The organism is Pseudomonadota bacterium, from assembly GCA_039028935.1.
Lineage (GTDB): Bacteria > Pseudomonadota > Gammaproteobacteria > Steroidobacterales > SZUA-146 > SZUA-146.
This window is the reverse complement of sequence record JBCCHD010000004.1, coordinates 84,882-110,131: the sequence shown is the minus strand read 5'-3', so window position 1 is coordinate 110,131 and position 25,250 is coordinate 84,882. Positions and strand designations below refer to the sequence as shown.

The 25,250-nt window shown below is 56.6% G+C and carries 21 protein-coding genes; 13 read left to right on the top strand and 8 right to left on the bottom strand.

Annotation, left to right across the window (positions count from 1 at the left end; translation table 11 throughout):
* The first annotated feature begins 216 nt into the window (after positions 1-216).
* From AAF465_03340 to AAF465_03315, 6 genes are all read left to right on the top strand, one after another.
* Positions 217-1,878 (top strand): putative 2OG-Fe(II) oxygenase, encoded by a 1,662-nt coding sequence (locus AAF465_03340; GenBank protein MEM7081744.1) that lies wholly within the window; start codon positions 217-219, stop codon positions 1,876-1,878.
* 147 nt (positions 1,879-2,025) lie between these two features.
* Complete coding sequence (locus tag AAF465_03335) at positions 2,026-2,337, top strand: hypothetical protein (GenBank protein ID MEM7081743.1); 312 nt, start codon at positions 2,026-2,028, stop codon at positions 2,335-2,337.
* Between the two features lie 78 nt (positions 2,338-2,415).
* Positions 2,416-3,732, top strand: a complete 1,317-nt coding sequence (locus AAF465_03330; protein ID MEM7081742.1) for a hypothetical protein — start codon at positions 2,416-2,418, stop codon at positions 3,730-3,732.
* Positions 3,733-3,939: 207 nt separating this feature from the next.
* Positions 3,940-4,272 carry a hypothetical protein gene (locus tag AAF465_03325; GenBank protein MEM7081741.1) on the top strand — a complete coding sequence of 111 codons (333 nt, stop codon included), beginning with the start codon at positions 3,940-3,942 and terminating at the stop codon, positions 4,270-4,272.
* Between the two features lie 84 nt (positions 4,273-4,356).
* Positions 4,357-4,806 carry a hypothetical protein gene (locus AAF465_03320; protein ID MEM7081740.1) on the top strand — a complete coding sequence of 150 codons (450 nt, stop codon included), beginning with the start codon at positions 4,357-4,359 and terminating at the stop codon, positions 4,804-4,806.
* Positions 4,807-4,988: 182 nt separating this feature from the next.
* Positions 4,989-6,383, top strand: coding sequence for a tetratricopeptide repeat protein (locus AAF465_03315; protein MEM7081739.1), 1,395 nt, complete (start codon positions 4,989-4,991; stop codon positions 6,381-6,383).
* Positions 6,384-6,507: 124 nt separating this feature from the next.
* Here the strand turns inward: AAF465_03315 and AAF465_03310 are convergent, their stop codons facing one another.
* The 6 genes from AAF465_03310 to AAF465_03285 are packed head-to-tail and all read right to left on the bottom strand — an operon-like array spanning position 6,508 to position 13,024.
* Complete coding sequence (locus AAF465_03310; GenBank protein MEM7081738.1) at positions 6,508-7,053, bottom strand: hypothetical protein; 546 nt, start codon at positions 7,051-7,053, stop codon at positions 6,508-6,510.
* A 6-nt stretch (positions 7,054-7,059) separates the two neighbouring features.
* Positions 7,060-7,803 (bottom strand): DUF3726 domain-containing protein, encoded by a 744-nt coding sequence (locus tag AAF465_03305; protein MEM7081737.1) that lies wholly within the window; start codon positions 7,801-7,803, stop codon positions 7,060-7,062.
* Positions 7,790-9,526 carry a hypothetical protein gene (locus AAF465_03300; protein ID MEM7081736.1) on the bottom strand — a complete coding sequence of 579 codons (1,737 nt, stop codon included), beginning with the start codon at positions 9,524-9,526 and terminating at the stop codon, positions 7,790-7,792. The genes AAF465_03305 and AAF465_03300 overlap by 14 nt, the downstream gene beginning before the upstream one ends.
* Positions 9,526-10,533: a membrane dipeptidase gene (locus AAF465_03295; GenBank protein MEM7081735.1), complete on the bottom strand. Its 1,008-nt coding sequence runs from the start codon at positions 10,531-10,533 to the stop codon at positions 9,526-9,528. The genes AAF465_03300 and AAF465_03295 overlap by 1 nt, the downstream gene beginning before the upstream one ends.
* Positions 10,534-10,536: 3 nt before the next feature.
* Complete coding sequence (locus AAF465_03290; protein MEM7081734.1) at positions 10,537-11,982, bottom strand: aldehyde dehydrogenase family protein; 1,446 nt, start codon at positions 11,980-11,982, stop codon at positions 10,537-10,539.
* 40 nt (positions 11,983-12,022) lie between these two features.
* The gene (locus tag AAF465_03285; GenBank protein MEM7081733.1) at positions 12,023-13,024 is read right to left on the bottom strand and encodes an Ldh family oxidoreductase; all 1,002 of its coding nucleotides are present in this window, start codon (positions 13,022-13,024) and stop codon (positions 12,023-12,025) included.
* 135 nt (positions 13,025-13,159) lie between these two features.
* Between AAF465_03285 and AAF465_03280 the strand changes: the two genes are divergently transcribed.
* The 7 genes from AAF465_03280 (at position 13,160) to AAF465_03250 (ending at position 21,712) form a co-directional block, all read left to right on the top strand.
* Positions 13,160-13,960: an alpha/beta hydrolase gene (locus AAF465_03280; protein ID MEM7081732.1), complete on the top strand. Its 801-nt coding sequence runs from the start codon at positions 13,160-13,162 to the stop codon at positions 13,958-13,960.
* A 42-nt stretch (positions 13,961-14,002) separates the two neighbouring features.
* Complete coding sequence (locus AAF465_03275) at positions 14,003-14,947, top strand: flavin reductase family protein (protein MEM7081731.1); 945 nt, start codon at positions 14,003-14,005, stop codon at positions 14,945-14,947.
* Positions 14,944-15,990 carry an LLM class flavin-dependent oxidoreductase gene (locus AAF465_03270; protein MEM7081730.1) on the top strand — a complete coding sequence of 349 codons (1,047 nt, stop codon included), beginning with the start codon at positions 14,944-14,946 and terminating at the stop codon, positions 15,988-15,990. The genes AAF465_03275 and AAF465_03270 overlap by 4 nt, the downstream gene beginning before the upstream one ends.
* Positions 15,991-16,056: 66 nt before the next feature.
* Entirely contained in the window at positions 16,057-17,544 is a 1,488-nt protein-coding gene (locus AAF465_03265; GenBank protein MEM7081729.1) for an aldehyde dehydrogenase, read from the top strand.
* Positions 17,545-17,813: 269 nt separating this feature from the next.
* The gene (locus tag AAF465_03260) at positions 17,814-18,248 is read left to right on the top strand and encodes an NfeD family protein (GenBank protein ID MEM7081728.1); all 435 of its coding nucleotides are present in this window, start codon (positions 17,814-17,816) and stop codon (positions 18,246-18,248) included.
* Between the two features lie 114 nt (positions 18,249-18,362).
* Positions 18,363-19,328 carry an SPFH domain-containing protein gene (locus AAF465_03255; GenBank protein ID MEM7081727.1) on the top strand — a complete coding sequence of 322 codons (966 nt, stop codon included), beginning with the start codon at positions 18,363-18,365 and terminating at the stop codon, positions 19,326-19,328.
* Positions 19,329-20,161: 833 nt separating this feature from the next.
* Complete coding sequence (locus AAF465_03250) at positions 20,162-21,712, top strand: trimethylamine methyltransferase family protein (protein ID MEM7081726.1); 1,551 nt, start codon at positions 20,162-20,164, stop codon at positions 21,710-21,712.
* 106 nt (positions 21,713-21,818) lie between these two features.
* On the opposite strand, the gene AAF465_03245 is transcribed toward AAF465_03250, so the two are convergent.
* Positions 21,819-23,285, bottom strand: coding sequence for a tetratricopeptide repeat protein (locus AAF465_03245; protein ID MEM7081725.1), 1,467 nt, complete (start codon positions 23,283-23,285; stop codon positions 21,819-21,821).
* 114 nt (positions 23,286-23,399) lie between these two features.
* Positions 23,400-25,241, bottom strand: a complete 1,842-nt coding sequence (locus AAF465_03240) for a CRTAC1 family protein (protein MEM7081724.1) — start codon at positions 25,239-25,241, stop codon at positions 23,400-23,402.
* Positions 25,242-25,250 lie beyond the last annotated feature (9 nt).

Sequence of the window (25,250 nt, the reverse complement as noted above, 5' to 3'; positions counted from 1 at the left end):
CAAAAAGTCAATCCTGTTTGTAGCGAAAAACACACAACCCGGGTGCCAGTGGTCAAAAAACCACCAAAAACCAGGGCTTTTTCGCCATAAACAGCGCGTCTTTTTCATCACAGGTGGGGTGTATCAGACCCCTTTGTTGCGTGCAGACTGCGACTTTGTTGCAAAAATCCTACATAATCGAAGCTCCGTTTGTTCGCGTGGTTTTTGAGCCATACGATGAGTACAAAAAACCGCTCTTTCGCCCTCGCTGTCGCCGCCTTTCAGGCTGGGAAATATGATGATGCAAAGCAGTATCTGAGCGGGTGTGACCCCCGTCAAAGCGCCCATTTGGCCGCACTCGTTGAGCGTCGATTGGGTCACTATCCTCACGCATTGGTGCTCATAAAAAGGGCCTTAAACTACGCGCCCGACAATCATGAAATCTATAATAATCAGGCACTTATATTTTTAGATCTCGGGCGGGCAGACGATGCGGTTGCCAGTTGTGAAGCGGCGTTGGCGCGGCAACCTGGCTTCTCCCCCGCCCGGCGCACGCTAGGCAAAGCGCTCTTGGCACTGCGGCGCTGGGAGAACGCGAGATCGGTATTTGCTGCGTTAATCGCGGAGGGCGCGCGTGACAACCCCACGCAGTTTGGACTGGCCTCCGCGGAGCTTGAGCTTGGACTGACCGAGCGGGCATTGGCCGGTTTCGAGCGGTTGATTGCGACTGGGACGGAAGACAGTGCCGTGTTTTTCATGTGCGGCCGAGCCGCGTTCGAGGCTGGTGTTCATGACCGGGCATTGAGCAACATGACGCGGGCGCACGCACTCGCGCCGTCGGCGATGACGTTGCGCGAACTGGCGCGCATGCACTGGATGTTGGGTGACCACACTGCGTTCGAGACACTCGTAAACACTCAGTTCCAGGATGCGTCGATGCAGACAGTTGCGCTGGAGTTACTAAAGTTCAGTGGTGCGGACGCGACAGTTCTCGCCGATGCATTGCGAAGTATGACCCCGCAGGCGAACCATTATGCGGTCGTCGCACAAGCCTTTGTGGATGGCGCTGACGCGGAGGCGGCGTTGACGCACGCCGATCAGGCGTTGGCGATCGAATCGGATCATGCGGCCGCGCAGGCTGCGCGGATCAGTGCCCATCTCATGTTGGGCCAAACCGACGAAGCGTTGGCACAGACGCGTCGCATGCAACAGCTCGAACCCAATGCGCAACACTGGATCGCCTATGAAGCGACCGGCCTGAGACTGGTGGGTGATCCGGCGTACACACAGTTAGTGGATGTGCAGCATCACGTGCAAACGTACTCACTGCCGGTGCCGGAGGGCTATCGCAATATCGACGACTTCAACACCGCTCTGCGTGATGCGCTCGAACAATTGCATACGCATTCGCGGCGACCGATTGACCAGTCATTGCGACACGGAACGCAAACCGCACGTGATTTGACCGGCGTGCCTAACGCGGTGGTTAAGGCCTATCTCAATGCGCTCGACGAACCCATTCGGCGCTACCTCGCCCATGTGGGGCACCACGATGGTCACCCACTCACGGGTCGCAACACAGGTCAGTACGATTTTAATGGGTGCTGGTCAGTCAAGCTGGTGGCCGGTGGACATCATGTCAACCATATCCATCCGGAGGGTTGGATTAGTTCGGCCTATTATGTGTCGGTGCCAGCATCCTCAGATGAGGACCGGTCTGGGTGGATCAAGTTTTCTGAGCCGCCGTTCATGACAAATCCGATGCTCGAACCAGAACGATGGATTCAGCCCAAAGCGGGGCTGCTGGTGTTGTTTCCTTCTTATTTATGGCACGGAACGGCGCCGATTCAGGCGGACGGGCTCCGTCTCACCGCGCCGTTTGATGTCGTGCCGCGATAGCGCCCTGTGCGATCTTCCGCGTGGAGAGCCGATTCGCGTGAATAATTGGGAACCGTTGACGTAACGCGCAGTCAGAGTTAGGACGAGTGGGGGTTTAAATTTATTTCTAACCAAGTCAGGTGAAAAATGAGGGCAACACGTTCATCAATGGGGATATCGAAATGGTTGGCGATGATTGTCGCGGCTCTGCTGGCGATGTCATCGGCGGCGCTGACCGATCAATCAGCGGTGGCGGGCGCCACGGAAGCAGCCAAACCCTTACCTTCAACGGTAGGGTCGGCCGCTGAAACTCCGCGACCAACCAGCACATCGCACACCCGAGTTAACGAATCGCGGGTGTTGTGTCTTAAGCGGGTGCGCACCGGTAGTCGCCTGGCAAAGCGCCGGTGTCAATCGATTGCCGCCTGGCGTACAGAGCTACAGGATGAGCGACTGCGCAAATATCTTCTTGAACTGTAGTTGAGGCGCTCAATGACGCATTGTGGTCGTAGAATCGGAGCTGTTCGATTGCCCAGTCGTCGCCCCTGCGTCCAGTTAATGCGATTTGCCACAACCGCAGCCCAGGGTTTAGTCGCTGCGTTTTTTCTTTTTCACTGGATGCCCGCGACCTCAGCCAACCCGTCAAACTGCCAAGACCACCTGGACAATGAACGCTATGAAGAGGCAATCCGTGCGTCGACGCTTGCTTTACTGCGGACAGATGAGCGATCTGCGCCGGTGCGCTACTCCCAGCTGGTGTGTCGCGGTATCGCGCAGTCAAAGCTTGGCTTAACGCAAGAGGCTATCAAGGATTTACGAGAATCTTTGCGTATCGCCGCCCGACATTATGACCCGTTTGAACCCCACCTCACTAAGCCGCTGCTCGCACTCGGGCGACTCTATCAGAGCGAAGGCGACTTGGAAGAAGCGGAGCTTGCGCTTCTGCGCGCGAAAGACATCACTCATCGAAACGCGGGGGTCTACAACGTAGAACAAGATCAAATGTTGGATGATCTGGCCGAAATATTCCTTCAGCAGAAACGCGCAATGCTCGCGGACCGACAGCAAGAGTTGCGTCTTACCTCCGCGCGAGAAACATACGGCGCTTCATCTGTCGAAATGGTTAAGGCGCTTCACAACTACGCGATATGGAATGCGGATCGTCAGTCGTTCCCCAAAGTTCGTCGAGCGCTGGACGAAGCGGTCACCATTCTCGAGTCACGTTTTGGTCCGAACGATTACCGCCTGATCGATACGCTCAAACTGCGTGCGCGTTTGTATAAGCTGCACCCGACGATTGTGACGCCCAAAACGGGTGCCGATGCCATGCTACGCGTCGTTGATATCATCGCCTCGCAGAAGGAAGTTGATGAAGGCGATCTGCTCAAGGCGCGGACCGATGTTGGCGATTATTATTTGCAACGTTTGGAGAGTCGCAAAGCTCGTCGAACGTATAACAAGACTGTGCGTGTGGCGCAGGAATCGAATGTGGATCCGGCCCTTATCGAACAGCTTTACGGTTCACCGACGCTTATTTTTATGGACCCGGAACGACGAGTGTTTTTTGGTCGCGATGAGAATGATCAACCACTGCCTCCAGGTGTTTTGGTCGTACGCTATGCCGTTTCGGCTAAAGGAAAAACGCGCAGTATCCGTGTGGTCGAAAATTCGGTTGGCAGTCCTGAAGTGGTGGACGACGTGCTTGGCCGAATCGAAACCGCCGAATTTCGGCCGCGCTTTCGGGATGGCAAAGCGGTTGCTACGACGGGTCTGCAGCAGCGCTTCGACATTATTCAGACCGGAACGGGTGGCCTGACCATGGGAACCATGTACAAGCCGATTCGTGTCGCCACCACCGTCAGCGGCCGTAAGTGATCACTGTCGTCTCGCCGTCAGTTTCGAGTGTAACGTTTGCGCAGTGATGCGCCGCAATAAATTTGGTGTTTGAAAGGTAGGTTAGAGCATAAAATCAATAATAAAGAGGTTAAAAGACAAAATTTGCGAGCCAAGTCGCTTGCGCATACATTAATAAACAGTGCTCAATGAGAAGACTGGGTGACTGACAGTCTGAAGGAGACAGGCGTGAAGAACAGACAGCAGGTGTGGTTATTTGTCGCGATGTTCGTGTGTGCGATCGGCCCAATTGCCGGTGCAAGCGAACACGCAAGTGTCGGGCACAGCGCGCAAAACGCCGAATTGGAAACACAACAGAAATCCAAAGCGGGGCTCACCAAGGAACAGCTGGCGCAAATCGTCTGCGTAAAACAGCGACGGGCCGGCACGCGAATCGTTGAAAACAAATGTCAGTCTGTGGCGGCCTGGAAGCGCGACATGGAGCAACGTGATATGCGGAGCAAACATTTAATCCGTGCAAGTGGTAAAGCTGCCGCGTGGGAGATTTCGCCGGGATACTAGTGTTGAGTAGGGTTCAGGAAATCGTCGTATCGATAATCCGTGCGTTGGATGTTCGATATTAAATTAATTTGTGAGGGTTCGAGAGTGCGACAGTCTTTTCTTTTATTGTTGATCACGATTCCGTTTTCCGTGTCGGCTCAGGAATTTCGAGGTTCTGGCTGGTCGGATAACAGTAGCCGCACAGTCGCCCGGCGTTTGACCGAGCGAGCGCGTCCAGCGGTGGTTGAGATGAGCGAACTGCAGCAGTCGATTGCCATGGAGTCGGGCACGGCACTGGATTTGGATATTGATCCAAATGAAGTGATTTGTCGCACGGAACGGGTCAGTCGCGATGCGGCCTCTCGACTTAAAACGCGGCGTTGCAAAACGCGAGCGGAATTTCGTGAAGAATCTGCGCGCCGTCTCGCCGCCTCTGCGCAGTTGGGTGAAGACGCTTGGCGGAAGCTCGCGATGCGACAAACAAATGAGGCGTTTCGACGCGCGGCGTATGAACGGGCCTTGACGCAACGCGCGTTGCGAGCGCCAGGGAACTAATGGATCAGTCTAATTGGATGGAATAGAACAAAGAGCGGCGCGCGAGAAGCAATGGGGTGTAATGCAGCTGCCGGACTCGATGGAGTGCTTTTAATAGGACGATAGCGCCTCTTAATGAGGGTCGCGAAGGTTAAAAGTGCGTGTCGGTGTCACGGCCCAGTGTGAATTTGGGGGGAAGAACATTGACGTCAAGAACCATAATCACGGTAGCACTCGCTGCCGGTATTGCGAGCGTTTCCTTGGCTGCGCGGATGGCCTCGGCCAATGTCGTGACGGAGCAGTATCCGTCCGGAGGCGAAGTGGCGTCGGCTGAACAGTCTTGCAACACTAAATTTTCAAGTGGCGACAGCGCGGGTGCGATAGCGGCCGCGAGCGTCGGATTGTCCAACGCGCAGCGCGGCGCGCATCAATACACCCGCTTTGCGCTGTTCCTGTGCCGCGCAAACGCGTTGAAGTCGCTCGATAAGATAGAGCAGGCGCAACTTGACTACCGTGAGGCCCTTCGTTTGGCTGAGAAACAGCTGGGGCCATTCGACCCTGAGTTAGTCAAGCCTCTGACCGAACTCGGTCGAATCAGGTCGAGTCTTGACGACCAAGAAGAGGCCGAACTGCTGCTGCTTCGAGCGAAAGACATCACGCATCGTAATTCCGGCATATTCAACGTCGAGCAAGATGACCTGCTTGAGGATTTGACGAGCATGTACATGTCGCAAGGGCGGAAGATGAAGGCGAAGATGCAGCAGGAGCTGGCCTTGAGAGCCGCCGAAGAATCGTTCGGTGAAGATTCGCCAAATATTGTTCCCGCCCTGCATGAATACGCGAACTGGGCAGCAGAAGCCGGCAATTTCCCCGCTGTGCGCAAGTCGATCGAACGCGCGATCCACATTCAGGAGCAGGCGTTTGGCCCTAACCACTTAGGTTTGATTGAAACCCTTCGGTTGCGGGCGCGCCTGTTTAGCTTGCATCCGACGACCAAAACGCCACAGACGGGCGAAAGAGCGCTGTCGCGCGTGGCCGATATTTACGCCGCGCAAGAGCACGTTGATCAGATCGATCTTATGAAAGCGCGTACCGATTTAGGCGATTGGTATATGCGCAGCGACAAGCGTTACATGGACAAATGGCATCGCCTCAAGCAGCGTCATCAAGGTAAGGCGCTGCATTTTTATCAGCAGGCGGTTACCAAAGCCAGGGAAGACGGTATTGATCCTCGCATCATCAATCAGTTTTTTGGTGCGCCGAAACTGATTCGGCATGAGGCGAGTCGCACGTCCTTTTACGGGCGGGAGATCGACCGGTCCCTGCGCGATGGCGGTCGTATTGTGATCGAATTCCAGGTGTCATCGAAGGGCCGAACCCGCAACTGGCAGATCATTGAGGACACCGTGAACAATCCGGATGTGACCAAGGCGGTTATTTTCCGTGTCGAAACGTCGCTCTTTCGGCCGCGCTTCATCGACGGTAAGCCCGTCGCCGCATCCGGCGTGCGGTATGCGTTTGAGATTGAGCAAACCGGTCATGGCTTACAGCTTGGTGAAGTGAAAGGACCGATTTTCGTGAGAACGCGGTCGCAGTAACGGCCTCAGAACCGCCGGTGGATGAAGGCGTGTGGTGATCTGTGCGCCGGTCATTGTTGGCGTTGCCGACCTGCGATGACGATTCGGCGCGTGGGCACCATGTGCCTACGCGATGTCGGTGTGGCTACTTGCTGTCGTCGTCTTGAATACACTCACACGCCACCACACGAGACGATACGCGGCGCAATTCAGCGTTCGCCGATAACTCATGCTGACTCGAGAGTCGTTCTATCTGGCCGATCGGCCACTGTGCGTCATGTATGGCGCGCTTAAAATTACCGTCATCGTCAAAGTACTGCACGGTGAGCTGATAGCGAGCGTCAAAGGTCTCACAGTTTGACACCGTAAACAGTGTGCGCACTTCTGCTACCGTGTCTTTCTGGTAGTACTCAAGATCAATGTCTGCATTGCACTGCTCGGCCTTGGGCTTGCTCATAATGTCGATCGTGCGCGAGATTTCGGTCGTCGAGCGCAACACTTTTTTCTTTCCCGGAATTTTGGTGCCAGACATCCCCACCCGCTCGCGACCGTCGCGCGAGTGCTGTCCCCAATCGATCTCTTCTTCCGTCGTCGTTGTGGTGGTGATGGTGGTGTTTGTCGTCTTGGTCTCGTCGGCCAACACTGTGTGAGACAGCGCGAGGACCAAGATGAGGAGTGTTGGTTTTTTCACAATGTGTTATCCGGCGCCTTGGCGAGACTGTTCTGATGCTTCGACCAGAACACGATTACCAAAGCCATTGAAAAAGTTAATGGCTTCAGCGGGTAGTTCGATGCCGCCAGTCTGCACAGTTTGTGCGGTTTGGCGAAACTCTTCGGGGCTGATCGAACGCAGCAATGTGTGGGTCTGATCGAGCGACCGTATGCTTCGATGGTAGTGATTGACCCCTTCATTGTCGAGACTACAGATCAGAAAAAGAGATTGGGTAGTGCTTTCGTGCATGGGAGGGAGCAAATACTGCTGGTAGGTCGGATGTGTCGCGCCGGCGTCGATAAACGCGACGTGCAGGCAAGTGCGAGAATACCAGCGAGCAATCGCGCTGGCATTGCGCCGTGCCAATGTGACAAGACCCGGTATGACCATGACACGATCGAGGCAGTTACGCGTTTCGACCGAGGTGAGTTTTTCAATACAGGCGTTGGCGTAAACCAAATCAGTTGCCGCGGCGCCGCAGTGCAAGTAACTGGAGCGCATGCCGTCAAGTACGCTGCGCGACGGTGTATTGAGCAGCAGCTCGGGAACCGTGGCCGCCGATTCAAAGAGGCGAGGTCCGCGCTCAGTCAAATACTGTAGCCAATTTATGCCGTGGATTTGCAGCCACCAAGTTGTGGTGGCCGCGTCTTCGTAACGGCCGTGCTTCCAGCCGGCGCCTTCAAATGCGCGTTTTAGCAGAGCAAGAAATTCGCCGCTAGACAGTCGCATCGTGTTGAGGAAGTAAAGGGAAATTCCAATCGTCAAGGGTGGTGTTGATGCCGAGCTCTGCGCGCTCGCCAACCGGCGTGGCGGTCAAATCGTCAACCGTCGGTGCGCCCTGAAACATCGTGTTGCGTACCCATAGACGAGATTTTGGATCGAATTTGCTGGCACCAAAGAACGACAATTTGGCGCGCATAAGCTTCGTGGGGGCCACTTTAGCACTCAGCATGTTCTCGCGAATCTCGCCGTACAGCGTCTGAGCCATGGTCTGTACCCGTCGAACAATGTAGCGCAGCATCGGAAATTGGATAAGAAAATGCGCAACGCGTTCGTCGGGGTGGCGGCGCAGATGTTCACATACGTAATCGTAAAGCTCGCTGACCTGGAGCGCGATATCCAGGTGGAGCTGTCGGTCTACGCCTTCATCGACCTGAATATCGCCAAGACGTGGCTCCATTTTTTCAATTGATCGATACCAGAACATGCGACGTGAAGCGGGATCGTCAAAGTCGATTGCCAAGGACCAGTCGTAATGGTGTTCCAGTGTATCGCGCAGCGACCTGAGTGACTGCTCTGGGCGAATGTCGTAGTGCTCATCCGATGTCATCGATTGCGTCAAATCGTCGACCAACCGCGGAAACAGCTCAATGAGGCAGGCCACCACGACTTCCTGTGAGTCCAGACACCACCGCGCGCTTTCCTCAATCAACTGATCCCAGTGGCAGTCCGTGTGCCGCAGGAAGTCGATGATATGACCTAGGTTGGTTGCGGCGGTGGCATTGATCGCATTTTGTTCTTCGTTGCCGGTCACGGTTTCATTGAGATGTTGACGTGCGCGCCTGAGCAGGCTGATCAGTCGTGCACGGGTACGATCAGTTGCCGGCCCACTCGCACGTACGCGCGCGAGTGCGAGCTCACGACACGCCATCCATTGATGGATGAGTAGCGGTCGGCAAATCAGAAACGGGGCCATGCCGAGGCCCGTCGCGTTTCCGATGCCCAGATAACGTTTGACGTCGGCGGACAGGCTGCAGGCAGTGGTCGGTGCGCGTAAGTGGGCGAGGTGCTCGGCGATGTCGAAGGACACCTGTCGAAGCAGATAGCAGCTAAACATCTCGGCCGCAAAGGGCGTTGAGAAGTCGGGAAAGCGGCTGCGCACAAACGACCAGTCGGCCATGCCGAATTTGCTGCTACCGTATACAGCGGTAGTGCGGTAAAGATAACCGGTTTGCGCCAACGCGTCGGCGCTGGGCTGATGGCCCGATGCGAGTTGAGCAACCACATACTCAAAGTTGCGCGAACTCTTGTTGGCGCGAGTCAGGACAATCGAACGACTGTCGAGCCGTCCTTTCTCTTGCAGCGGCACGTTTTCACGTAGCTTCTGCAAGTGCTCGGCGCTTACGGCGCCGCCACATAGTGTCGCGGTGAGGTCCCAGCGTTCGGCAATCACGCGATCGGATCGCTCGTCGTCATCGAGAGCATGAATAAAGGCGACGAAAGTAAAGTGATCGTTGGGCGTGGTAATCGTATAGTGCACCTCGCCATTGCCGTCGGGCCCAAGGTGAAAATGCGAACGATCGATGACCCATTTGTCCTGAATTAATTTGCGTGTGAGCACACGCATAAAACTCAGGCGCGTCGGATAGTGTGCGCCGAGGCGCGACGGATCCATGACGTCGCCGGCGGCGCGTAGTGGCAGGGAGTGCGATTGGGCTGGAAAGGGAGGCATTACGTATTCTGGGTGTCCATTGCATCAAATGAGGATGCAAAAAACCGCAACCAGTTCCCTCCCATAATCCGGCGGATTTCTTCCGCGTTAAAACCGACTTCCCCAAGTCCGTTAATCAAATTGCCAAAATGTTGATTATTTTGAAACCACGTTGGCTGCGCCGGCCAGGCCGGGTCAGCGGCTGATCCTTCTCCGTGGTCGATGTCAGCCGCCCATCGGCCGCTGCGCATCCATGCGAGTGTTTGGTAGCCCCAGTTCTGACAAAGATCAGACCCGATACCGACGTGTTCTGAACCCATTAGTTCGACGGTGTCGGCCACCATTTGGCAAAATGACTCGAGCGTGCAGTCCGAACCATGCTTAAGGTGAAACGGATACAAACTCAGGCCAAGCATACCACCCGAGCGCCCTAATTCCTCCAGAACGCGTGATGATTTATTGCGCAGCGCAGCATGAAAAGCACTCGGATTGGCGTGTGTAATGGCGATTGGGCGCTCAGAAATGGCCATTGCCTCCAACGTGGAGCGTTCGGCGCTATGCGACATGTCCACGACCATGCCCACTCGGTTCATCTCCCGAATGACCTCTCGACCGAACCGCGTGATGCCGGGATCATCCTGTTCATAGCAGCCGGTGGCGAGCAAGCTTTGGTTGTTGTAGCTCAGTTGCATGATGCGGACACCGAGTCGGTGGAGAATGTCCACCATAGTGAGATCGTCTTCGATCGGTGAGCAGTTCTGCAGTCCGAAAATAATGCCGAGCTTATTCTGTTGCTGTGCCCGGGTGATGTCGTCGGCGGTTTGAACGTGCAACAGCAAGTCAGCATGTGCGCGAAACTGCTTATGCCAGTGACCGATGTTGGCCAACGTTTCTTTGGTGTTCTCCCAGTACGCGATGGTTACATGTATGGCATTAACGCCGTGATCGCGAGCCTCCTCATACAGTTCGCGTGTCCAGTTGATGTACTGGAGCCCATCGATAATCAGAATATCGTCGCGATCGAGCATCGGCTAGTACGGTTTGCTGTAGCAGGTTTTCACAATGGTGTAGAACTCCTTGGCGTACGAGCCCTGTTCGCGCGGACCATAGCTGGATGCCTTTCGGCCTCCAAAGGGTACGTGATAGTCGGTGCCTGCTGTGGGCAAATTGACCATAACGCAGCCGGCCTTGGCGTGGCGTTTAAAATGCGCGGCGTGTTCGAGCGAGCGAGTCATGATGCCCGCCGTGAGGCCATAGTCTGAATCATTGGAAACGGCCAGGGCTTCTTCATAGGTATCGACCTTAATGACACAGGCAATAGGGCCAAACAGCTCTTCGCGATTCACTTTCATGGTGTTGTGCGTCTGGGTAAACAGGGTTGGCGCTAGGTAATGACCGGGCACCCCGGTATCGACCGTGTGGCCACCGCATGCCAGGGTTGCGCCTTCTTCTTTGGCGAGCTCAATGTATCCTAGGTTCTTCGCCAGCTGGGTATCGTCGACAAGTGGTCCGATTTGTGTGCCGTCGGTCAGCGCGTGCCCGACGGTTAGCGCTTGTGTGGCGCCGATGAGGCGCTCGACAAACGCGTCATGAATGCCGGCTTGCACGACGAGTCGACTCGAGGCTGTGCACTTTTGGCCGGTGCCACCAAACGCGCCACCGACGGCGCAGGAAACCGCGAGATCAAGGTCTGCATCGTCGAGCACGACCAGGGCGTTCTTGCTGCCCATCTCAAGCTGTACACGCGCCATGCGCGCCGTGACATTCTGTGCGATATGTCGACCAACGGGCACCGAGCCGGTAAAACTCACCGCGTCGACCTCGGGGTGGTGAGTAAGGTGTTCACCCACCACACTACCCGCGCCCATGACTAAATTGAATACGCCGTGGGGCAAACCGCTACGTTGGATGATCTCGCTCAGCGCCCAGGCACTGGCCGGTGTGAGTTCGGCGGGCTTAAGAACCACGCAGTTCCCATAGGCCAGCGCAGGCGCGATTTTCCAGGCGGCGATGGCCGTGGGAAAGTTCCAGGGCGTAATCACGCCGATCACCCCGAGCGGTTCGCGATGCACATCGATGTCGATGCCGGGTCGCACAGAAGCGGCGTTCTCGCCCATCTGCCGCAGCACTTCGGCCCCGTAATATTGGAAGAACTGCCCGGCGCGATAGACCTCACCGGCGCCTTCTGCCTTGGGTTTGCCTTCTTCGCGTGCCAGCAATTCGCCAAGTTCACTGCTACGGCGAATCAGTTCATCGCCGATGTAGTCGAGTATTCGCTTACGGTCTTCGAGTTCGCTTTGCGACCAGTTGTCGAACGCTTCTCGGGCGGCGGATACCGCATTGTCGACATCGGATGTTGTGGCGGAGGCGTAGTCGCCGATAACCTCGCGTGTATCGGATGGGTTGACGTTGCGAATAGACGTGTTGCTCTGAATCCAGGCACCGTTAATAAGATTCGGAAACTGTTCGGTTTGCATGGTTTTTCCAAAAGAAGAGAATCAGGGGATCGTAAGTGAATCACAGCGCTCGGATTTTATCGTGCACAGCGCGACTGATCTCGACGCCGTTGCGCAATGCTGTTGCGCGCGCTTCGTAGCGTCGGCTGCTAGGTAGGCGCGCGCCGGGTTGCGCTGAGATTCGTGCAAATAACGCCTCAGCGTGATCGGCCCAACCGTCGGCATCGCCAAAGCGAGAGGGATCCATCGCGAGCAAGAATTCGCCGCCACGCGGCGGGCCGCCATCGTTGTTGTCGTTGGCCGCGGCTTCCAAGCTCAAGACTTCACCGATCAATGGCCCGGCGAGAAGTTCGATCATCATTGCAATCGAAGAACCTTTATGGCCGCCGAATGCCAGTAACGCGCCATCGAGGATTGCGTTTGGATCGGTGGTTGGTTGACCCGCTTTGTCGACTCCAACGCCCTCTGGCAACGTGTGGCCCTCGCGAGCGGCGAGCATCACCTCTCCCCGGGCCATTACGGCAGAGGCTTGATCAAACAGTACCGGCGGCGCGTCTTTGCGCGGCCAACCAAATGCCATGGGGTTGGTGCCATAAAGCGGTTGTTGTCCACCTGCCGGAATGACGGCGGGTTTGTAGGAGACACAGGCCATTGCGCAAAGACCAGCGGTGGCGAGCGGTTCGACTTCCGCCCAGAGCGCGGCAAAATGATGGGTGTTTGCGATGCCCATAGCCGCGATGCCCGTGTGCTGAGTGAGGGCGATGAATTCATCTCGACTTTCGGCCAGTGCCAGCGGTGCGAATCCGCCATCTCCGTCCACACGCAGCACGGCCGGCGCGATCTGCATTGTGCGCGGATTGGCGTGTCCGTTGACCTTACCGCTATCCAGTGCGGCGACATAGCCGGCGAGGCGCATCAATCCATGTGAGTGACAGCCGTCCCGCTCGGCGTGAGCAATCGTCGTTGCGACCGCGTTCGCGTTGGTTTCATTACACCCGTGGCGGATCAGGCACTCGGCAGCAAGCGCGCGGATCTGGTCCACCGACAAAGTAAGATCGGTCATAAAAGTCTCCCTAATCGCCCTGAGTGTGCGGTATTCAGTCGGGGTTGCCAAGACGCGCGCCGTCTCTGCATCGTCAAGGGTCGCGACATTAATTTATTCTATGGCGATGAGTAGCTTGCCTAATAATTAGTGGCCATGCGGGTGTTCCCAAAACGACGTCTGCTGCCGGGCGGCTTGAGCGTGATCGATCAAGGTCAGGGCGCGACGGTTGTATTGCTGCATGGCGTGGGTTTGTGTGCGGACGTGTGGCGGTCTCAGCAGGAAGCATTGGCGACTCAGCATCGTGTTATCAGTGTCGACCTGCCGGGGCATGGCGGTAGTGCGTTGGTGTCCCAAACGCCGAACAACAACGCGCTATCGAGCTTTGCGGTGGCGATCGAAGAAGGTCTTCGCTCGCTCACGTCTGAACCAGTCGCGGTGGTGGGTCATTCGCTTGGCGCGCTGCTGGCCGCAGAGCTGAGTGCGCGGGGTCGGTTGCCGGTGAGTCGAATGGCGCTTGTGTCGCCGGTGTATCGGCGCGATGACAAGGCACAGGCAGCGGTTATGGCGCGCGCGACACAGTTGACCGGCAAAGTCGATCATTCCGCGACATTGACGCGCTGGTTTGGCGAGCGACCGCATGGATCGGACGCCGGCAATGCGGAACTGTGTCGCAAGTGGTTACGGCACGCCACAGCGCGAGGTGGTTACGCGCCGGCCTACGCCGCATTTGCCGGCGTGGCGGGCCTGTCCGATTCCTGGCTGAGCTCATGCGCGATACCGCTGCTGTTTCTGACCGGTAGCGCAGACCCCAATTCCACGGCGCGCATGAGTCAAGCGTTGGCCGATGAGGCACGCTTGGGCCAATTGGCGGTCATTGATCGTGCTGCGCACATGCTTACGCTGACGCACGCCGGTCCGGTCAATGGGCGGCTAGGCGAATTCCTGAGGCAATGATAGATTGGGCGGCGTCGGTGAACTTCTCTATGGATGAACGCCATGTCGGTTGATGCACAACTTGAATTGCGAAAGGCGTTCGGAACGTTCATGACGGGTGTTACGGTGGTGACGACCTATACGCCCGAAGGACTGCCGGTGGGGTTCACGGCAAACTCGTTCACCTCGGTGTCGCTCGAACCACCGCTGGTGCTGGTTTGCCCATCGAACGCGTTGACCAGTCTCGATGCGTTTCTTCAATGCGACCATTTTGCCGTTAACATTCTCGCCGAAAATCAAGAAGACGTGTCGAACGTATTCGCGCGTCCCATTGAAGATCGTTTTGGTCAGGTGGCATGGCATCACGATGCCTACGGGAGTCCTCTGTTTGCGGGCGTTTCCGCGTCCTTTTCCTGCTCGGTGCATGAGCGCATGCCGGCTGGCGATCACCAGCTCTTGCTTGGCCGTGTGCGCGCCTTTGAGGTACATGATCGCCCAGGACTGGGGTACGCCAACGGCGGGTACTTCAGTCTCGGGCTGGAGCGCTTGGCCGCCGAGATGCCGCGCGCCTCGCGTGCTTGGCATGTGGGCGCAATCATTGAACACGACGGCAAAGTGCTATTGATGCGCACCGAGTCGGGTTTGCAGCCACCCTCACTCGAGGTGCAGCACAGGGCCGGCTCACTCGTCCTTCTGCGCGATCATCTCAGGGCGGCCGAAATCGACGTGAAGTTTGGTCCCGTGTATTCCGTATTTGAAAACCGCACGGGTGAGTACTTCACTTTCTACCGCGGCATGGCGCAATCCAGCACGAGCGGTGCGGGTGAGTATATTGCTATCGACAACCTCGACGACGTAACGTTTTCGACACCAGCCATTGGCGACATGATGAAACGCTGGCGTCTTGAGCGTCAGCACGGCGTGTTTCGACTTTATGTTGGCGATGAAATAGAGGGCGATGTGCACGCGGTCAATGTTGGCAACGCCAATGGAGGAGAAGGCCTATGAGATTTTCCCTGTTTGCACACATGGAGCGGCTGACCGATGACGAGTCGATGCCACCCCATGCCCAACTGTATGATGAGTTTATCGCGTTGTGCGAGATCGCCGATGCAGGCGGTTTTCATGCGATCTGGACTGGTGAACACCATGGAATGGATTTCACGATTGCGCCCAATCCGTTCATCAGTCTTACCGATCTGGCGCGTCGCACGCGTAATGTGCGCCTCGGCACAGGTACGGTGATCGCGCCGTTTTGGCATCCCATTAAGCTGGCGGGCGAGGCCGCGATGACCGACGTGGTGTCGGATGGTCGGCTGGAGCTGGGTATTGCTCGAGGTGCGTACAGTTACGAGTACGAGCGACTCATGCCTGGCATGGATGCGTGGGAAGCCGGCGGTCGCATGCGCGAGATTGTGCCCACACTACGCAAACTTTGGGCTGGCGATTATGCCCACGATGGACAGTTTTACTCGTTCCCTAAGTCGTCGATCTCACCGCGTCCTCGGCAGCCTGATGGACCGCCGCTGTGGATTGCCGCGCGCGACCCCAACAGCCACGAGTTTGCGATTTGCGAAGGCTGCAATGTGCAGGTGACGCCGCTTTGGCAGGGCGAAGAGGAAATCAATCAGCTAGTGGACACATTTAATGCATCCTGCGCGAAGTTCAGTGAAATTCCGCGTCCACAAATCATGCTGTTACAACATACATACGTGGCAACAGATGAAGCGGACGCCAAAGATGCCGCCAAACGCCTGAGTCGTTACTACGCCCATTTTGGTGCGTGGTTCCGTAATGAACGGCCGGTCAGTAATGGCTTTATCAAGCGTCTTTCGGACGATGAGATTGAGGCCATCGATATGTATTCGCCCGACAAAATGCAGCGTAATTTGGTCATCGGCACGAAAGACGAAGTGATCGAACGCATCCGGCGCTATGAGTCGCTGGGGTTTGATGAGTTTGCGCTCTGGCTGGACAATGGTATGACGGCCGCCCGCAAGCAAGCGACACTCAACCGTTTCATTGAAGACGTGATGCCAGCGTTTGCTTGACCAATTTGTGCCTTCCATTGCGGCGCTTCATCGCATCAACAGTCAGAGTTTAAGAAGGAGTTCATGATGGAGGGTGGTGTGAATCGTCATTTCTCGTTGTACATCAATGGTGAGTTTGTTGCCGGAGCGGACGGGCAGGTGATGGACAGCGCCAACCCCGCGAACGGCAAAAGGTGGGCGTCTTTTGATTGCGCGGCGCAGAGCGATATCGACCGGGCTGTATTGGGTGCGCGACGGGCGCTGGAAGGAGAATGGTCAACCCTAACCGCCACCGCGAGAGGCAAACTGCTTTATCGCTTGGCCGACATCGTGGAGGCCAATGCGGCCGTCTTGGGCAAAATTGAAACGACCGACAGTGGCAAGTTGGCGATAGAGACGATGGCGCAAACCGCGTACGTCGCCGACTACTACCGGTATTTCGCGGGTCTGGCCGACAAGCTCGAAGGCGCGACAATTCCGATCGATAAACCCGATATGCATGTTTACACCACGCGAGAGCCGATTGGGGTGGTGGCGGCCATCGTGCCGTGGAATGCGCAAATGTTTTTAACGGCCACGAAACTCGGACCGGCGCTGGCCGCGGGGTGTACGGTTGTGCTGAAAGCCTCGGAAATTGCGCCGTGCGCCATGCTTGAGTTTGCTCGATTGATCGATGAGGCGGGGTTTCCCCCAGGTGTCGTGTCCGTTGTAACGGGGGATGCGGAGCACTGCGCAATTCCGCTCACATCGCATCCGGCGGTTGACCGCATCGCGTTTACCGGCGGCCCGGACACCGCGCGGCACGTGGTACGCAATTCCGCGCACAACTTCGCGGTCACCACATTGGAACTTGGCGGTAAATCCCCACTGTTAATATTCGATGATGCGGATCTTGATAGTGCGGCTAACGGACTCATCGCCGGCAACTTTGGTGCCTCCGGCCAATCGTGTGTCGCGGCGTCCCGCGGGCTGGTGCACGCGAGCGTGAAAACGGCGCTCATCGAGCGATTACAGGAAAAGGCAGCGTCGATCGTTGTGGGTGATCCGTTGGATGAGCGAACCCATGTGGGTCCGCTTTGCACAGCCGAACAGGTAACGCGAATCGAGCGCACACTGGCCACGGCTGTGCAGCAGGGGGGGCACGTACATTTTGGGGGTGAGCGGCCACCGGGTCTGAATGATGGCCATTACTTCTCGCCTACCTTAATCGAGTGCCGGACGCCTGAAACAGCAACGCTGCAAGTCGAGATGTTTGGTCCGGTGATGTCGCTTCTGACCTTTGAGGATGAAGAGGAAGCGATCAAGCTGGCCAACGACAGTGTCTATGGTCTGGGTTCCGGCGTGTTTACCCAAAACCTGGCTCGTGCCCATCGCGTGTCGAAACGGCTTAAAGCGGGCATCTGCTGGGTCAACAGCTATCGCGCGATATCCCCTCTGGCACCGTTTGGGGGGTACAACCAGTCTGGCTACGGTCGCGAGGCGGGGGCCGAGTCGGTGCTCGACTATACCCGCACCAAGACCACGTGGATCAACGTGTCTGACGAACCGATGGCCAACCCGTTCGTGATGCGATAACGACCCAGGCGACCGCTGGGCGCCCGTCCACCCCAGTCTCGCGAGCCCCCCCGCCCGCGGTGCGCATAATGAACGAATTATGTAAAAATGAAGCTTGATCATCGACGGAACGCGCGGCGGGGGTGTGACCTGATGTTGCTGCTCTGCAATATAAGGAAAATGACTAGATTGGTGGAATAAAAAATCTCTATTTACCAGTGACTTCCGAAATTTTTGCTTAAAAAACCGAGACTTAGTATAATAGAGGTCCTCAACAACGGAGAATGTCTATGGAATGGTGGTACTGGGTAGCGTTGGGCTTATTGCTGCTATCGGTGGAGATTTTCGCCATCGAGGCGCAGTTTTATTTGGTCTTTATGGGTCTGTCTGCCATCGCGGTCGGCCTGCTCGGTGCGGTTGGTCTCGATCTAGCCCCCGGCGCTCAGTGGGCTGCATTTGCCGTTTTTTCACTGGTCTCCATGTTTTCGCTGCGCAAAACGCTTCACACCAAAATCCACGGTAACTCTCCCGGCTATCGCGAAGGGGTGGCTGGTGAGTTTCTCACCCTTGATACGGCCATCGAAGCCGGAGAAGTCGGTCGAGTGAGTTATCGAGGGTCCAAATGGACGGTGGTCAATGAAGGGGCCAATGCCATCGATCGCGGCGCCCGTGTTCAAATTAATCGTTCGGAAGGTCTGACGCTCTACGTCGGCACGGACGCATAGACTCCTGGGCACTTGCCCCTAATTCAGCTATCGGTCGTCGAAGTGACGGACTGAGCCGGCGCGCTGGCGAAGTCAATCCTTCGATCATTAAGGAACGTTAAAGAGAGGAACATTATGGAAAGCTTATCAGTGGCAGTTATCGGCCTTGTCGTTCTGGCCCTTGTCATACTCTTCAAATCCACGGTTGTCGTTCCGCAGCAGAGTGCGTACGTTGTCGAACGCCTGGGTAAATTTAATCGTGCGTTGGGCGCTGGGTTTCATATTCTGATTCCCTTTCTGGACAGCATTGCCTACAAACATTCGCTGAAGGAACGTGCCGCGGATATCAATGAACAGATTTGCATTACCCGCGACAACGTTCAGGTGGGCGTCGACGGTGTGCTGTATCTACAGGTGCTTGATCCACGTCGCGCGTCGTATGGGATTGGTAACTACGAGTTCGCCATTTCGCAGCTCGCGCAAACCACGCTGCGTAGCGAGATTGGTAAGATCGAACTTGATCGCACCTTTGAAGAACGCAGCACGATCAATGCCAATGTGGTTCAGGAATTGGACAAGGCATCTGACCCTTGGGGCGTAAAGGTATTGCGCTACGAAATCAAAAATATTAACCCGCCGCGCGATGTACTGGGCGCGATGGAAAAGCAAATGCGAGCCGAACGAGAGAAGCGTGCAGTGATTCTCACCTCCGAGGGTGAGCGCGACGCGCAGATCAACAATGCTGAGGGTGAGAAGCAGCGCGTTATTAAAGAGTCGGAAGCGGCAAAGCAGCAGCAGATCAACGAAGCCGAAGGTGAGGCCGAGGCGATTTTGGCGGTGGCGACAGCGACGGCTCAGGGTTTGCGCGAGGTGGCCAGCTCGCTGGTGACCGACGGCGGTAACGAAGCCATGCAGTTGAAGGTTGCACAGCAGTATATCGAGCAGTTTGGACAGCTTGCGAAAGAGGGCAATACGTTAGTGGTGCCGGCCAACCTGGGCGATCTCTCTGGCATGATTGCGTTGGCTACGAATATTGCGAAAGGTAATCCCGGTAGTGGTGTGGCGACGCCGCCGACGCCACCCTTCCCATCACGTAGCTAGTCATTTGCAAAGTAAGCGTTTCGCCTACGCAAATGCTGCATACCGAAAAGCACAGCCGTTTCATACGGCTGTGCTTTTTTATTTGCGCAGTGGGCGATTTTTGCGTCGTAGGATATTGATGAGTGATTGCACTGCCGCAGAGTTTTCCACAGCATTTATACAGGTTATTGTAATGACAAAGGCCGGCTAACTGCATTAACCTAGTTTCAACGGTGCAGGAATTGGCCATTCGCCAAACCCAGACACCAAATGCTCCAGCTTGGAATGGGGCGGGCCACGTAACCAAGCAGTGGCCAACGGTTCGGACGCACGCCGCGCGTCGTTAACGACGCGATAGAACACCGGCCTTACGGTCGCGGGTTCGTCGAAACGGCCCTGAACCGACACTCGTCACTTCGCGACCGGCGTGAAGAGGGCGGGGGACGTAGACAACGCGTCGATAAAGAAGCATGCAAGGGAAACGTAACCTTGCCCGGACACAGCTTCGCATGCGTGGCGACACAAAGGCGAAGGCCGAAGAAAGCCTAGCTTTCGAGGCAGCTGCAGGACATGTGCCTGACCTGTGAGCCGAAGTCTAAAACGCGACCGCACTGAGAACGTGTTCTCAAGGCAAGTCGATCATCTGACTGGAAAAGGGCGGTGCTGAGCACCGCCCTTTTTTTATGTCTTCCTCCCATTGCCGATTCTGTCGATCTTGGTGTCCCGCCGGCGGTAGCGCTCGCACAGAGTAATGGTTGGGGTGGGTCTAGCGTTAACATGTGCGTGGCGCGCCTGCGCAACATTGGGTTCCGGGGTCAAAGTAGTCTCAAGACAGTGAAAATGGGTGAGTGGCTATGTCCCGATCTGAGCATCCCGTACGTCGCGCACGACGTCAGGCCGGCCGCAAGGCGCGTCGTGCCGAGCGCAGCGGTCGCTTGCCGCAGCCACCGTGGCGTCAACTCAAGCTCCAGCTGCCGCCAGCCGAGGTGCTCCGTCCTGAGCAGCTTGAGGCCATACACCATGCCTCTTTGACGATTCTTGAAGAGCAGGGAATGGTATTTTTGTTAGATGAGGCTCGAGCCATTCTCGCTCGTGCAGGCGTCCACGTGTCACAGGGCGAGCCGCGCGTAAAGCTCGATCGCCACTTTGTCCTGGACGCGATCAGTCGTGCTCCCGAATCGTTTACGCTGCATGCGCGAAACCCCGCGCACAATCTCACCATGGGTGGTCGCCACCTCAATGTGTGCTCTGTCGCCAGCGCGCCCAACGCGTCCGATCTCGACGGCGGTCGTCGCAGCGGTAATCGGCGTGATTTTCAAAATTTTATTCGACTCGGCCAAAGCCTGAATATTGTGCATTTGTTTGGTGGTTACCCCGTCGAGCCGATCGATCTGGACCCAGCCACACGTCACCTCGATGCCATTTACGATTTAGCGACGCTGAGTGACAAGGTGTTTACCATCTATTCGCTGGGTGAAGCGCGCAACCGAGATGCGCTCGAGATGATTCGCTTGGCACGCGGGCTGAGTCACGAAGCGCTGGATGAACAGCCGAGCTTAGTGACGATTATCAACACTAACTCGCCGCTGGTGCTCGACGAACCGATGCTGACGGGCATTATCGAAATGGCGCGTCGAAATCAGGTTGTGGTGGTAACGCCTTTTACGTTGGCGGGAGCGATGGCGCCCGTCACCTTGGCCGGTGCGTTAGCACAGCAAAATGCCGAAGCGCTGGCCGGTATCGCGTTTGCTCAGACGGTACGCCCCGGTGCCCCGGTGGTCTACGGTGGGTTTACCTCTAATGTCGATATGAAGTCCGGCTCACCGGCATTTGGCACACCCGAATACATGCTCGCGGCCCAGGCCGGCGGCCAGCTTGCCAGGCATTATCGGCTTCCCTATCGCTCATCGAATGTGAACGCGGCCAACTCATTGGATGCTCAGTCGGCGTACGAATCGGTGTTTGCACTGTGGGGTGCGGTGATGGGGCAGACCAACATGCTGATGCACGGTGCCGGCTGGATGGAGGGCGGCCTGTGTGCCTCGTTTGAAAAAATGGTGCTCGATGCCGATCTGCTGCAAATGGTGGCTACGTATCTGGAACAATTTGATGTCGATGATTCGACGTTGGCACTGGAGGCCATTGCCGACGTCGGTCCCGGTGGTCACTTTTTCGGTACGCCGCACACTCAGGCACGCTACGAGTCGGCGTTTTATTCGCCACTCATTTCCGACTGGCGGAATTTCGAAACGTGGCAAGAAGCCGGCGAGCCGACCGCGCCTCAAAAGGCCAACGCGATTTATCGGCAGCTACTGGCGGACTACACGCCGCCTCCCATCGATGAAGCGGTGGATGAAGCACTTAAGGATTATTGTGCGCGCCAGAAAAGTAAGCCGTCTGCTTGAGGCACAGTATTCAACAAACCCGCACAGCTCACCACAACGCCCAACCCAGCAACGACGTTTGATGTCGACTGAGCCGACCCGATGTTCGTTGACGCGCGCGGATGGATTATTGGAGCTGACCGATCTTATCGCGCAGCGATTGTGCCAGTTGGTCGTTGCCGTATTGTTCAGCAATTGCAAGACCTTTGCTGAGCGCGCCGCGCGCCGCAGCAGGATTACCCAATTGCTCATGCGCCGTCGCGATACGTTGCAACACAGTTACGGTCATTTGATCTTCAGGTTCTAAACTTTGATCAAACAGCGTCATTGCTTCTTCAAAGCGCTGATGATCCAGCAGTAATTCCCCCAGTTCTATTTGCACGCGTCGATTACCCGGTGCAAGCTCGAGTGAGCGGCTAAGGGGCGCAATGGCCAGTTCGCTCTGTCCCGCGCCCACGAGCGCCAACCCCAATTGTGTGTGCAAATCCGCGCTTGATGGCGACAACCGAATGGCGCGCTGATAGGCGGCGGCGGCTTTTGTATCGTCTCCCGCTATGCGATAGGCGAAACCCAAGTTGCTGTCGAGTTGATTAAATTCCGGATCGACGCTGCGGGCGGCCTCGTAGTGAAAGAGCGCCTTATCGAGCTGACGATTGTGTCCGTACATTCGCACCAGATGCACGTGGGTGCCAATGTTGTCTGGGTTTTTTTCATGTGCGATCGCCATCTCGGCGACTGCTTCGGAAATCTTGCCGCGACGATAGTACTGGGTTGCGCGCAAGACATGAGGCTGATCGCCGACGTTATAACCCGCGAGCTGAATGTACACGGGATCGTATCCATTTATTTTCAGCGCGCCACCTCGCTGCGCCAGTGCTAAAAAATGGGCGGACTGCTTGGCGTTGCCGGTCATGCGATGGGCCTGCGACAAGTTAAAATGCACTTCTTCCACCGCAATGCCCGACTTCAATAATCCCTCGAATTGGGTGATCGCCTGCTCCCACTCGTTCTCGATCATAAACAAACGGCCCAGATAGAAGCGGGCAAGTGGATAGTTGGGTTGTGTGTGCAACACGTGGTCGACAACACGTCGAGCTTGATCGAATTGTCCACCGTCGTAAAAAAGCTGGGCACGCCGCACGTGATAATCCACTTGGTGGGGGCTGAGCGCGAGTGCCGCGTCAATCGCCTCGAGGGCGTCGTCCGGCTGCCCTAGCCGGCGCAATACAAAGCTTTGAAACGCGGGCCACCGATCGTTGTCGGGGGCGAGTAATCGTGCCCGTTCGAAGGCCACGCGGGCTTCCTGGTCGCGACCATAAGTAGCCAGCACCAGGCCGTATTCGCCATTGACGTTGGCGTCCTGATCGTGTCGTTCCAATCGCGCTCTGACTTCGTCAAGCTGCGAGGCCACGACCGGCAGCAGCGTCGTGGTATCGACTACCGGCAACAGCGGTAATTCGGGGACCTTGGCGCAGCCTGTGGACAGACACAACAATAGCGTGCAGAGTGTCGTTCGCATTTGAATTGCCCCGCGACGGCATGCCGTGCTGATCAGCTGGAAGACGGCCTCAGACGAATGGGTCTGGATGTTCATGCACTGATCATACCCTTTGTACTCGTGAATGCCGCGTGTCTCCGTTCACGTTTATGTGTTCGATCAATCTTGGCACCAGAATCAGTGCTGCGAACACCGCAGTCGAGTGGCGAGTTAGGGTGTACCGCTCACGTCGCGCTCAGCGCTGGAAAAGTCCAGCCCCTCGCCTTGCACCAGGGTGATAAACGTATTTAGCGTCGGCGTAGGAAAACGTTCGGTTTGACCGTCTGGCCAGCTCACCACAAGACCGGATAGCGAGGGATCGACGCCCAGGCCGATCAGTACGCGTTTGTCATTGGCCGACAGATAGCTGCCGTCGGTGCCGACCCGGCGCCACAGAGTCGGTGCATTGTTCCGTTCGACGCCCACGCGTGCGCCGGCCGCGTCCCGGTTGGCGGTGACCCCCTGTACACTGATGCCTAGCCAGGCATGGTTATGGGATTGATCGTTACGCAACAAACGCACGGGCCCCTCGTTGTTCGTGACGAGAATGTCGATGTCGCCATCGTTATCAATGTCGCCAAATGCCGCACCTCGACTGATTTCAGGGCGTTCATCGGCAAAGCCTGCCGGGGCGCTGGCGTCGACAAAACTTAAGCCCTCGATCTGCTCGAAAAGCTGGTTCGCCTGCACGTAGGGAAAGGGCTCGGTGTTGATTTGGCTAGACTCGATCATGACGGCCCCATTCGCGGCAAATAGGTCGAGGTCGCCATCGTTATCCGGATCGATCCATCCGGTACCAAACCCGGTTGACGGTAAGCTGTTGGACGACAACCGAAAGACAATGGTCGAATCGATAAACATCGCGTTACCTTGATTCAAGTACAGCGTATTGGATTCGCCTTTAAGGTGCGTGATAAACAGATCTTCGTCACCGTCTGCGTCGACATCGCCGCTGGTGACACCCATGCTCGCTTCGGCTTTGCCGTTCGCGTCAAACGCACTGCCGTTCATCACGGCCGTTTCCTCAAACAGGCCGTTGGCTTGGTTGATCCAGAGCTGGTTGGCCTTTTTGTCGTTAGCGACATACAGGTCGGTCCAGCCATCGCTGTTGAAATCCGCGGCAATCACACCAAGCCCTGTGCTCGGTGCCGGACCGCCGGCATGCCACCGTTCAACCGGTGAAAGACGTCCTGAGCCGTCACCTTTAAGCAATAGATCGGTCAATGGCACGTACACATCAGGCGAGCAGTAGTCGCGCTGGCCATCGTTGCTGGTGCAGCGGCGCCCCGTTACAAGGTCAACGTCGACATAGCGCGTGATGAATAAATCGAGATGGCCATCGAGGTCGTAATCGAGAAAGCTCGCGGAGGTGGACCAGCCGGCGTCATCATCCGCGATCCCCGCATCGGCCTCGGTGAAGGTGCCATTGCCGTTGTTGATAAAAAGCGCGTTGGTGCCAACGTTAGTGAGATACAGGTCGGCATAGCCGTCGTTGTTGAGGTCGCCCGTTGCCACCCCCATGCCGTAACCCTCGAGCACAAGACCGCTTGTATCAGTCACATTGGTGAACGTCGGCGCGCCGTGATGCAGATCGTTGCGAAAGAGCTGGACATGGTTGGTTGAGTCAACGAAGGGAAAAAGAGGGTCATCAATTTGGTTGATGCGACCGCTCTGAATTAAGACGACATCCAAATCACCGTCGTTGTCGTAATCCACGAGCGCGCCGCCACTGCCCATAATTTCTGGAAAGAACTTCTTCGCGGTCGCGCCGCTGTGGTGAAAAAAAGACAATCCAGACTGCTCAGCAATGTCGGTGAACGCTGGCGTGGTGAGTGTTGGCCCGCTGGCGGCCGCACCGAGCTCCGCGTGTTGGCCGTCCTGTGTGCGCGGATTGGGTTGTTCGCTGCAGGCCAACGGTAGTAGGCATAAAAGCGCTATGACGAGCCTGCTGGCGAAAGGATTCGCTGTGGGTTGCCGGGAAGGCGAACGTTGCGCAAGAGTCTTATGAGCCATCGATAGTAT

What these genes read in the sequence shown, in the direction of transcription:
- AAF465_03340 (MEM7081744.1), top strand. Translation starts at nt 217, where the DNA reads ATGAGTACAAAAAACCGCTCTTTCGCCCTCGCTGTCGCCGCCTTTCAG.
- AAF465_03335 (MEM7081743.1), top strand. Translation starts at nt 2,026, where the DNA reads ATGGGGATATCGAAATGGTTGGCGATGATTGTCGCGGCTCTGCTGGCG.
- AAF465_03330 (MEM7081742.1), top strand. Translation starts at nt 2,416, where the DNA reads ATGCGATTTGCCACAACCGCAGCCCAGGGTTTAGTCGCTGCGTTTTTT.
- AAF465_03305 (MEM7081737.1), bottom strand. Translation starts at nt 7,803, where the DNA reads ATGCGACTGTCTAGCGGCGAATTTCTTGCTCTGCTAAAACGCGCATTT.
- AAF465_03300 (MEM7081736.1), bottom strand. Translation starts at nt 9,526, where the DNA reads ATGCCTCCCTTTCCAGCCCAATCGCACTCCCTGCCACTACGCGCCGCC.
- AAF465_03295 (MEM7081735.1), bottom strand. Translation starts at nt 10,533, where the DNA reads ATGCTCGATCGCGACGATATTCTGATTATCGATGGGCTCCAGTACATC.
- AAF465_03290 (MEM7081734.1), bottom strand. Translation starts at nt 11,982, where the DNA reads ATGCAAACCGAACAGTTTCCGAATCTTATTAACGGTGCCTGGATTCAG.
- AAF465_03285 (MEM7081733.1), bottom strand. Translation starts at nt 13,024, where the DNA reads ATGACCGATCTTACTTTGTCGGTGGACCAGATCCGCGCGCTTGCTGCC.
- AAF465_03280 (MEM7081732.1), top strand. Translation starts at nt 13,160, where the DNA reads ATGCGGGTGTTCCCAAAACGACGTCTGCTGCCGGGCGGCTTGAGCGTG.
- AAF465_03275 (MEM7081731.1), top strand. Translation starts at nt 14,003, where the DNA reads ATGTCGGTTGATGCACAACTTGAATTGCGAAAGGCGTTCGGAACGTTC.
- AAF465_03270 (MEM7081730.1), top strand. Translation starts at nt 14,944, where the DNA reads ATGAGATTTTCCCTGTTTGCACACATGGAGCGGCTGACCGATGACGAG.
- AAF465_03265 (MEM7081729.1), top strand. Translation starts at nt 16,057, where the DNA reads ATGGAGGGTGGTGTGAATCGTCATTTCTCGTTGTACATCAATGGTGAG.
- AAF465_03260 (MEM7081728.1), top strand. Translation starts at nt 17,814, where the DNA reads ATGGAATGGTGGTACTGGGTAGCGTTGGGCTTATTGCTGCTATCGGTG.
- AAF465_03255 (MEM7081727.1), top strand. Translation starts at nt 18,363, where the DNA reads ATGGAAAGCTTATCAGTGGCAGTTATCGGCCTTGTCGTTCTGGCCCTT.
- AAF465_03250 (MEM7081726.1), top strand. Translation starts at nt 20,162, where the DNA reads ATGTCCCGATCTGAGCATCCCGTACGTCGCGCACGACGTCAGGCCGGC.
- AAF465_03245 (MEM7081725.1), bottom strand. Translation starts at nt 23,285, where the DNA reads ATGAACATCCAGACCCATTCGTCTGAGGCCGTCTTCCAGCTGATCAGC.
- AAF465_03240 (MEM7081724.1), bottom strand. Translation starts at nt 25,241, where the DNA reads ATGGCTCATAAGACTCTTGCGCAACGTTCGCCTTCCCGGCAACCCACA.